Origin of the sequence: Cephaloticoccus primus (assembly GCF_001580015.1) — a bacterium.
GTDB classification, from domain to species: domain Bacteria; phylum Verrucomicrobiota; class Verrucomicrobiia; order Opitutales; family Opitutaceae; genus Cephaloticoccus; species Cephaloticoccus primus.
Window position 1 is genome coordinate 1 of sequence record NZ_LSZQ01000024.1, and the last position, 10,250, is coordinate 10,250.

The window sequence follows — 10,250 nt, forward strand, 5'->3', positions numbered from 1 at the left end:
GATGAATTGAGTGTTAATGCCTCTCTCGAAGGTTATGCGGCGCACTCAGTTTCCATCGGGCGGCGTGAGCAGGCGTTACGGGAGATTCCGCAGTCAATCACTGTGCTGACTCGCCAAAGGCTGGATGATCAGAATATCCATTCACTGGAGCAGGCCATGCAGTTTACACCGGGAGTCACCATCCAGCCGGCAGGTGCTGGCGTGCTCTATGATTTTTATGCGCGGGGCTTCCCCATCAAGAACGTGTCCTTTGATAGCGTGCAGGCACTACCCGGCGGGGGCGGTTTTGATTCGCAGCCAGATACAGCCATTCTCGAACGTATGGAAGTGCTCCGCGGGGCGGATGGGCTGTTTACCGGCTCAGGCCAGCCGGGCGGTACGGTGAATCTTGTGCGTAAGCGACCGCTGAAAAGACAACAGATCGCTGCGAGTTTTGCACTCGGATCATGAAGTAATACACGTGCTGAGTTTGATGTGAGCCAGCCACTTGGCGCCACCGCAGCGGTGCGCGCGCGCAGTGTAGTAGCGTGGCAGGAGAGGGGCTTTTTCTACGATGCGAATGATGCCCGCACGCGCTTGGCTTACGGAGTTGTTGAGGCCGATTTAGGTGCACACACGACGGTGGGGCTGGGGCTGAGTTGGCAGAAGGATCACACGCCGATGAATACGGGGCTTACCCGAGCCAGTGATGGCAGCGACCTGGGACTGCCGCGCAGGCGTAACTTTGCATCGCGCTGGAGCTATTATAAGTTCGAGACCGCGCAAGTTTTTGCCGATCTTAAGCATACTTTTAGCGAGGATTGGAGCCTCGTCGTGAACGCGGCCGTGCTTGATGAGACCAATACTTTCAAGGATGCCTATATCACAGGGACCTATAACAAGGCGACTCAGGATGGACTGTCTATTCGTGGAAATGCTGGCAAGGGCGCATCCACGCAATACGGGGTAGATGTTTTTGTGGATGGAAAATTCCCGCTATTTTCGCGCAAACATGGTATTGGTATCGGTGCTAATTATGTGGATCGGGATAGCCCGAGTTTTGAGCGAATCGGCTGGGTTCTCCCTGAGCAGGGTATGGCGGTCGGTCTCGATTTTGATGCTCACTCCATCCCTGAGCCGACTATGCCGAGGATGCGCAAGAACCGGAATCGCAACACGCGCCAAAGTGGTGTGTACGGTGTAGCTCGCTGGTCGCTGGCCGATGAGGTGACGTTTGTTACTGGAGCGCGCAGCACTTGGTTCGACTACGAAGACCGCAACTTGGACACCGGTTTTATCAACAATCAGTACAGACAAGATGGAGAAATAACACCTTATGCAGGGGTGATATGGGACTTTACTAAACGGTACTCGTTGTACGCCAGCTATACCGATATTTTCCGTGTGCAAAGCGACCGTCGCCAAGCCAACGGCCAGCCTTTGGATCCAGCTATTGGCGCGAACTACGAGCTAGGCCTGAAGGCCAGCTCTCCCAACGAGCGGCTCAATGCGTCTCTGGCGGTATTCAGGATCGAAGAAACTAACCGTGCGCAAACTGATCCGGCGTGGCCAAACGGTATGTCTGGGGAAACGGTCTATATCAATGCGGGAGAGGTGCGCAGCGAAGGCTTTGAGGCTGAACTTAACGGCGAGATCTTGCGCGGCTGGCAGTGGTCGGCGGGTTACACCTATAATACGACCGAGTACTTGCGCGACCGTACGGCTAATGGCTCGCCCTCAAATAACGAAGGTCAATCATTTCGCAGTTATGCGCCCAAGCACATGCTTCGCCTATATACTACCTATTTGCTCCCGTGGGCGGAGAAGCGCTGGTCAGTGAGTGGCGGGCTGAATGCACAGAGTGCCACTTACAGCAGCAACTCTGGCATGCGCGCCAGACAGGGGGACTATGCCATTCTTAACGCCGGTGTGGGCTACCAGATTAGCGAGAAGCTCTCGTTGCGGCTGTCAGTGAGCAATGTTTTCGACAGGATATATTATAGGAAGATCAGTACTGGATCGGGCAATATGTACGGCGAGCCGCGCAGCGTCATGCTCACCGCACGGATGAAGCTCTGAAGTCGGAAATGGGATTTTGAGGCGGAAAGCTGTGAGGCGCGCCTCTTATCGGAGGGAATCTGCGTAGATTACTGGTTTTAGCGACAGGTCGATTGTCGACCGAGCTGGGTTTGCTCACTCATCTGGGCGAAGCCTGTATCAAGTGCTAACGAGCCTTTCGCTAAATAAACCAGTCGTAGATCTTGTGGACTCTACTTACTGCCAGAGGAAAGCTCCGTAGTGCTTTCGTCTAAAACACTGCGGTGAGAGCGGATGAGCTGGGGCGGAATGTCCCTTTCCTGGTTACAACTGAAGCACCTTGCTGCGCTGGCTTTTGCCATTGGCGTTTGCGGCCTGGTGTGCGGGGCAGTTGCCCGGGAGGAAACGGGAGGAGGCGATTGCGCTGAGGTCGCGCCCGCAGCGGCCGATCCGCCGCCGGATGCTGCGGGTAACCTCGATTGTGATGCCAATCCCCCACGCGTTGAGCGGCTGATGCGGGGTAGCGCCAGCTTGATCTTCGACGTGGGCGCGGGGCCGGTTCCCTTGCTCTGGGACGATGCGCCCGACCTTGATCCGCTGCGCAGCCTTTACCTCGTTTCCGAGGAAGAGGCGAACCAGCGCGTGGCCTTGAAATTCAAGTACACGGCCGAAGGGCGCGACCGCGTTCAGCTCTGGGAGCTCGACGCGTTTGGCTTCGATGCTGCCGCCGATCTTTTCGCGGTCACACAGCGCAGGCCCGAGCCGGAGTGGCGGCTGGCCGATAACGCCTTGCTGGGGCCGCCCAATCGCGGGCGGGCGCTTTCCGGCTCGCCCGAGCATTTCGCCGTCGCCGATGTTCGCGGCTTCATGGCCCTGAGTTTGGCGAATCGTGGGCCCGGGCCGGGGTTTACATTTTCTCCGTTTACGCCTGCGCGCCTTGGCGCTTACGCGGCGGGGAAAATCGGCTCTGCGGGGCGACTTGCTGTGGCGAGTGCCGGTGGCGGCAGCCGCACTTATGCGGGCGGCGTCACCGCACGTTTTGCCCCCGCGCCTGCCTTTTCGCAGGCCATGCCCATTTCCCGAGTCGCGCCCGGAAACGGCGGCTTGCCCATAAACGGCGGGCTTTCGCCTGCGGCGCCTCCGCGTCTGGAGGATTGGGATTCGATTAACTGGACGAAGACGAAACAGGTGGACTGGGGCCCCACAGCGAATGTCTGGGCCTCCGGTAACTACCTCGTCACCGCTGATCGCCAGCTCGCCCGGCTAAAGCTCGATGGCGTGGCTTCGGGAGCGACCAATCCAGAGGGCGTCACGCTGGGCCGGATAGTGGATATGGAGAAACACACGCTCTCTCTGGACGGCATCTTTTCGAGCGGCACATACAGGAACACGATCCGCAATGGCACGGTGCGGGCCTTGCACGAGAATCTGGAGATCCATGTCGTCGGGGGCGGCCGCGCGGATGGCGGCATGGAGATTTCTGGCGTGATTGCCAACGGGCTTATGGGGGCGACCGGGCTTGTCAAAACGGGCGCGGGCGAGCTCATCCTGAGCTCCTTTGTGTCCCCGGGGCGGCCGAGTGACCCGAGGGGCCAGTCGAATACCTTTACGGGCGCCGTCTACGTCAACCAAGGCACGCTCACGCTCTACAAGAGCGGCACGAGCATCGCGAGCCGCGAGGTGTACGTCGGCGGCGGGGCAGGGGAGGCGGTGCTCAACATCAAGAGCGCGAGCGGGCAGATTAATGAAGACGCAACGGTCACGCTGCGCGGCAGCGAGCAGGGCGCGGCCATTCTCAGGCTCGAAAGGACCCGCCCCTGGGAGGGCGTGACCCAGACCCTGCGCAAGCTCGTCGTCGAGGGCTACGGCATCATCGAGTTTCGCGACTCGCGCCGCGAGGGCGGCGGGGCGAGTAACGTCCTCTATTTTGAGGAGCTCGACATCCGGGGCGATCTCACCATCCGCGGCTGGGACAAGTACAACAGCCGCATTTTCATAAAATCGCACGTCCAGCCCGATGAGGTGCTGCTCTCGCGGATCCACATCGAGGGCTACGAAGACCTCCAGGCGACCTGGGATAAAAACGGGTACTGGGGGCTCACGGCAAAACCCACCCCCGAGCCTGCGACCTGCGGCAGGATCGTCTCGACGGGCGCGCTGGGCCTCGCGCTTTGGCGCCGCTGGCGTCACCGGCGGCGCGTGTTGCGACTGCGGCGGCGGCGCGAACAGGCGGCCGCGGGACTTGCTTAAGCGCGGCGAAAATCGGCTTAGCTCTTTCGCCTAAAAACCTGCGACCAAGAGCGTATGGCCTTAGCGGATGCTTCGTCACCTGCTACCATGGCTACGTTTTCTCCCCCTGCTTTGGGGCGGCTTCTTTGGAGACCCGGTATTTGCCCAGCGGGAGGGGCGAGAAGGGCGGGAGGGGCCAGAGCCGCAGTCGGTCGCGGCTCGGCCTGCCGAGCCCGCCGCTGCGGCCACCGCTGAGCACGCGAAGGAAGCAGCGGGCGCGCAGAGCGCCGCACCTGCGCGGCAGGACGCCGGAGCTGCGCAGCCCGCAGCGACTGCGCAGCAGAAACCGCTGCCGGCCCCCGCCCCCTCCGTTCCCGCTGCCCGCGAGTCGGCAAAGTCCGCGAAGCAGCCCGCTGCCGCCCGCGCAGCGCAGCCGCGCCGCCCTGCGCGGGAGCCGCATTTCGCCGAAGCCGAGGCCGACGTCCGCTTTGCAGCGATGGATACCGACGTGTTCGTGCGCGCCAGTGCCACAGAGTCACCCGTGCGCTGGGGCCAGCTCGTCTACAAAGACGGCCAGCTCATCTTCGGCTCTCACCGCAGCACCGGCTCCATCATTTGGGAGACGGCCCTCGACCTCGGCGAGTACATGATGAACAGCATCTACCTCGTCGCCGGAGCCAGCGAAGCGGAGCGCGCCTCCGTGCTCATGCAGCGCGAAATCATCGGCAGGCACGACTTGCAGCTCCGGGGCGACGGGCGGATGGACCTGGCCACCGCCAACAACCGCTTCACCGGTGCACTCAAAATCGACGGGGCCGAGCTGCGCCTCCGCGAGGCGGCGACCCTGCACAAACCCGCTTCGGTGCAAGTCAGCGCAGGCGGCCACTTCGTCATCGATAACACCGACCTCGGTCACGTCATGAACAACCGCTTCCGCGGCGGCGACATCGCCCTCTCCGGCGGGAGCTTTCGCTACCTCACGCGTGACAACGCCGCCGCCATCGAGCACATCGGCACACTCACGGCCCGCGCGGGCGCAAACCGCTTCGAGGTCTCGGGCGGCGGCGCGGGGCAGCTCGGCACGACGATCTCCATCGGCCACCTGCGCTTCGGCCCCAGCGGCAGCCTCAACTTCAGCACCTCGGGCGGGGCCGATTTTTCCGGACGCACGACCGTCAAGTTTCAGCAGCGGCCGCAGCTCCTCCACGGCGTCATCGCCCGCACCACGGTAAACGGGCGCGACTGGGCGACCGTTGATCAGCACAACCGCCTGCGCGCCTACGCGGGCTACCAAACCGGCAGCGAGAAGACCTGGGGCCCAGCGGTAAACGCGGCCCCCGCCGCCAATCAGCGCCTCACCGCAGATCGCGAGCTCGCCTCGCTCAAGCTCTCCGGCGAAGGGCTCGGCGGCACGGATGAGGATAAGAACCCGCTGGGCCGCATCATCGATCTGGGCGACCACACGCTGACGCTCAACGGCGCGGGCATCCTCGCCACCGGAGACGACTACCGGCACGAAATCCTCGGCGGCACGATCCGCACCACGCGCGAAAATTTCGAGATCCACGTGTCCGGCTCGGGCGGCCTGTCCATCGAAAACAGCGTGCTCGCCAATGGCGCGAGCGGGGCCACCGGCCTTATCAAAACCGGCGACGGCGAGCTGATGCTAAACTCGCCCAAAATCCCACCCAAGCCCCCGCACCCCACCGTTAAAGACAACACCTTCGCAGGGGCCGTCTACGTGAATCAGGGGAAGCTCACGCTCTTCAGAAAGCGGGCCAACGTCGCCAACATCCCGGGCACCTCGATCTACGTCGGCGCCGGCCAGGGCGACGCCATCCTCAGCGTCAAAGGCGGCAGCGAGCAGATCAACAACAAGGCGACCGTCACCCTGCGCGGCGGACCCAAGGGCGAGGCGATATTCCAGCTCGATCGCGTCCAGCCCCCGCGCGGCCCGCGCGAAACTTTTCACAAGCTCAAGGTCGAGGGCTCCGGCGTCATCGAATTCAAGGACTCCCACATCGGCACGGCCCCGATCGACGACAACACCAAGAGCATCCTCTACATCAATGAGCTGGAGATCGACGGAGAGCTCTTCGTCCGCGGCTGGGATACCTACAATACCCACATCCTCCTCAATACCACGGTAAAGCCCAGCGACGAACTGCTCTCCAGAATCCACTTCGAAAAAATGGGCAAGGTCTACACCGAGCAGTTCACCTACGAGCGAAAGACCTACTGGGAGATCAAGGCCGAGTTTATCTACCCCGACGATCCCGAGTACCCGCCCTATCCCGACGCGCCCGAACCCGCCAGCTACGGCGGCATCCTCGGCGCCTGCGCCATCGCCTTTTTCCTGTGGCGCCGCCGCGCCTTCTGCAAAGCCAAGTCCGCCCGCGCCCCCACGCACACACCCGCCGCCTCCCCAACGGGCTGACGCGCACGACGACGAGCCGCTGGCCCGCGCAGGGCCGCCGGCGCACCAACGAGCGGCTCGCCCAAAAGAAGGGGCAACGCGTCCGGCGAGGCAACGACTCGCCGCCAAATAAATCGGTCAACGACCGCCCTGCGCGCGGGGCGGTGGCGGGGCGCCACGTGCCATTGAATTTGCGATTTTGCCCGTGCGCTTCGCGCCCGAACAAAATCGCAAATTTAACGGGACCACCCCCTGTCGTTTCACGACAGGGGGTGGGGCATCAAATGGGGATGAAGCGGAAACCCATTTGGGTGCGGCGAAAAAGTTGACGGGTTAAACTCCCACCTGAGCTCCATTCAGGGAGTTCATTCAACTGTGCGGCTTGCGTGGTTGTGCGGAACGCACAACCCACAAGCCGCACAGTAAATGGGTGCAGGCACCGCCTGCCGCCGCCCGCGCAGGGCCGCTCCACGCGCAGTGGAGAAAAAAGGCGTACCGCGCAGCGGTGCTCGTTGGCCGCGCGGCTTCGACGCTTTTGCTACCGGTGGCGGCGGGTGAGGTTGGCGAGGGTGGCTGCGGTGAGGAGCAGTGTTGCGCTGGTGGCGAAGGTCGCTCGGTAGCCGGGGCCATCGAAGAGCAGGCCGCCGACGAAGGAGCCGAGGCCGATTGAGAGCTGGATCATGGCGACCATGAGTGCGCCGCCTGTCTCGGCGTTTTTCGGCAAGGTTTGCGCCAGCCAGCTCCACCAGCCGACGGGGGCAGCGGTACCGATCAGGCCCCAGAGCGCGAGCAGGGTGACGGCCACCGGGAGTACGTGGCCGAGGGAGAGCAGTCCGCCAGCCAGCACGGCCATGAGGATCGGCACCGCGATGAGTACGCCGTAGAGGCTGCGCCGCAATGCGCCGCCGATCAGCGCGTTTCCCACCAGGCCCGCCACGCCGATGGCGAGCAGGATAAGCGAGAGCGTGGATGCTTCGGTTACCTGCGTGGCATTTTCCAGAAAGGGGCGCACGTAGGTATAGAGCGTGAACTGGCCCATGAAGAAGAGCCCCACGGCGAGCATTCCCAAGGTCACGACTCGTTGACTCAAGAAAAGTGTGAGGACGGAGCGCTCGGCTTTTTCGGCTGCGGCGGTGCGGGAGCGGCTGCTGTGTGCGGTGTGGCGCGCATTCGCGTCTGCGTTCGCGCTCGCGTTTGCCCCGGTTTCGCGCGGCGCGTTTTGCGCGGGCAGCGGGGGCAGTGCGAGCCGCTGCCAGAGAATCGTCGCTGCGGCCAGTGGCACCAGCGAGAAGAAGACCCCGCGCCAGCCGACGAGCCCGCCTAGGTAGCTGCCGAGCGGCGCAGCGAGGACAGTCGCCAGTGCGTTGCCCCCATTGAAAATCGCCATCGCGCGCGGGATTTTTTCGAGCGGCACAAGCCGCATCGCTACCGCGACCGACATCGACCAGAATCCGCCGACTACGACGCCGATCAAGGCGCGCCCGATCATGTAGACCGTATAGTTGGGGGCGAAGCCGACGATTGCACCCGAGGCACCCATGATCGCTGTGAAAACGAGCAGCAGGCTGCGCCGGTCGCGCTGGCCCGTGAGCTGCGGGATCAGCAGCGAGGTGATGACGGCAAAGATGCCCGAGATGCCGATGCCCCAGCCGGCCTGGCCCTCGCTGACGCGCAGGTCGGCGGCGATCGGCGTGAGCAAGCTCACCGGCATAAACTCCGAAGCGATCAGCACGAAGGCGCACAGCGACATTGCCCAAACCCCACTCCAGTACGCGCGGTCTGCGGCCTTCCTTGCGGGTGCGGCCTCGCTGGGCCGAGTCGGTACGGTGTGGAGCGGCTTGCGCGGGCGTGCGCCGGTTTGGGCGGCCGGGTGGGTGCGGGCTTGGTCGGCGAAGCCGGTAGGGGCAGTGGCGGGCTCGGTGGAGAAGCGGGTTTCCATAAACGTTGTGCAGGTAGGGATTGGAGAGGCGGGATTTTCCAAAAATCAGGGTGGCAGAGCGTAGCGGCTGTGCCGCAGCTTCGTCGCCCCGAGTCTTGCGCGGGCTGTTCCGTTCTTGCTCAAAAATGCGGTGAGCAAGCGCAGGCCACTGCGCGCGTGCGCCGCTGCGCCGAGCTCGGCACCGCAACGCAGGGAAGGCCCGATCCTACCAAATCCGCCCCGCCCGGGCGGTAGCTCGATCCGCTCCGCTTCTTGCCTGATCCTATCGCGACTTCTTGGGCTTGGGGCGGGGTGGGGCCCAAAGGCGCAGGAGCAGCTCGGCGAGGTTGCGCATGCTGGTGCGCGCTGCGGATGGCGAATCAGCCGAGAGCGGCGCGGCGGGCGGCGCCGCTTCGCGAAAGTGGGGGAGTACGCTGCTGCGTTCCTGATAGTAGGCCCACAGGTCGCGATCGAGCTGCTGCGCGGCGGCATGGTCGCTGGCGCAGTCGGCTGCGGTGCTGCGCACCTTGTCCTCCCAGAAACGCCGTTCGTCGGGGTTGCCTTGCCAGTAGTCGAAGACGATTTGCTCGCTGCGGTTGAGACTCACGGGCGCAGACGCTGTGCGGGCCGCATCTAAAAACAATCGCATATTGGCAGCGGCTCCGCGCTGTGCAGGATCGGCGTCCACGGGGTTGGTTTTTCCCGTACCGGGGCCAGATTTTCCCCGCGCACTCTCTCACTCTCCCGATAGCCAATCACTCATTCTCAACCGCTCTGCTACCATGTGGTCTAAACTCAAAGAACAGTTTCCTACCGTGCTCCTCACCGCACTTCTCGTCTTTGGTGCGGCCTATTGGCTGCACTTGAAGACGGTCGCGGGCCTCGCCGAGAGCCAGCAGCAGGAGCTCGCCCCGCTGCGCGAGCAAAACGACGCGCTGAAGGCCGCCGCCGAAGAGAGCCGCCGCCAGATCTCCGACATGGACCAGCTCCTCAAGGACGCGATTTCGCGCCGCCAGGCCGACATCTTCATGACCGACGAGGAGATCGCCAAACTGAACGAGGAAAAAGTCGAGGCGCTGGCCGAGGCGATTGCGCGGCGCGTGCAGCCTTTTGGTGGGCAGCTCGCGACGACGCCCGAAGAGGCCGAGCAGCTCCAGAACGAGCAGATCGACCGCGTGTCCTCGCGGATGGTGGCGCAGATCGGACCGATCCTCGCGGAGATGTCCCAAGACCAGAACCTCACCCGCGAGGCGATAGAGGCCTATAGCCAACGGATCAGCGAGCAGGTGGGCGGCGTCTTGACCGCCGAGCTCGCGAAGAATCAGCAGCTCAACAATAACCTGATGGAGACGCAGGCGGCCGCCCACGATGCGCTGAAGGTTTCGCACGAGCTCACCGCGCTGTACCTCAGCTCGCAGAAAGACCAGGGGCTGATCATGCGCCTGCTCACGCTGCCCGCCAACGTCGTCAAGGACGTCGCCCACTTCAACATCGTCGACAAGCGCAGCAAAGATCAGGTCGCCGAGGAGCTGATCCAGAAAATGACCGAGCTCGAAAAGCGACTCCAGGAGCTCCAGCGCCAACAGCCGGGAGCTCGGTGAGCTCCGCCATTCATGCTCGCGTGACCCGGGAGGCACGCAGCCTGCTCTTCCCCGCTCGCGCGGGGGGGGG

General features: G+C 63.4%; 6 protein-coding genes and 1 pseudogene. 5 read left to right on the forward strand and 2 right to left on the reverse strand.

Annotated features, from left to right (window positions below):
• From AXK11_RS02730 to AXK11_RS02750, 4 genes and pseudogenes are all read left to right on the forward strand, one after another.
• Window positions 1-450, forward strand: a 450-nt coding sequence (locus AXK11_RS02730; protein WP_156469165.1) for a TonB-dependent receptor plug domain-containing protein, incomplete at its 5' end; no start/stop codon positions are given.
• Window positions 451-465: 15 nt separating this feature from the next.
• Window positions 466-2,058: pseudogene (locus AXK11_RS02735) on the forward strand (TonB-dependent siderophore receptor); the annotation flags it as partial.
• Window positions 2,059-2,325: 267 nt separating this feature from the next.
• Window positions 2,326-4,266 carry a hypothetical protein gene (locus AXK11_RS02745; protein WP_156469166.1) on the forward strand — a complete coding sequence of 647 codons (1,941 nt, stop codon included), beginning with the start codon at window positions 2,326-2,328 and terminating at the stop codon, window positions 4,264-4,266.
• A gap of 67 nt (window positions 4,267-4,333) precedes the next feature.
• The gene (locus tag AXK11_RS02750) at window positions 4,334-6,682 is read left to right on the forward strand and encodes a hypothetical protein (protein WP_068629112.1); all 2,349 of its coding nucleotides are present in this window, start codon (window positions 4,334-4,336) and stop codon (window positions 6,680-6,682) included.
• Window positions 6,683-7,199: 517 nt separating this feature from the next.
• On the opposite strand, the gene AXK11_RS02755 is transcribed toward AXK11_RS02750, so the two are convergent.
• A complete protein-coding gene (locus tag AXK11_RS02755) occupies window positions 7,200-8,411 on the reverse strand; it encodes an MFS transporter (RefSeq protein WP_068629116.1) in 1,212 nt (403 codons plus the stop codon).
• A gap of 451 nt (window positions 8,412-8,862) precedes the next feature.
• On the reverse strand, window positions 8,863-9,228 hold the full coding sequence (locus tag AXK11_RS02760) for a hypothetical protein (RefSeq protein ID WP_231865733.1): 366 nt from the start codon (window positions 9,226-9,228) through the stop codon (window positions 8,863-8,865).
• 133 nt (window positions 9,229-9,361) lie between these two features.
• On the opposite strand from AXK11_RS02760, the gene AXK11_RS02765 reads away from it, so the two are divergent.
• Window positions 9,362-10,180 carry a hypothetical protein gene (locus AXK11_RS02765; RefSeq protein ID WP_068629114.1) on the forward strand — a complete coding sequence of 273 codons (819 nt, stop codon included), beginning with the start codon at window positions 9,362-9,364 and terminating at the stop codon, window positions 10,178-10,180.
• The last annotated feature ends 70 nt before the right edge of the window (window positions 10,181-10,250 follow it).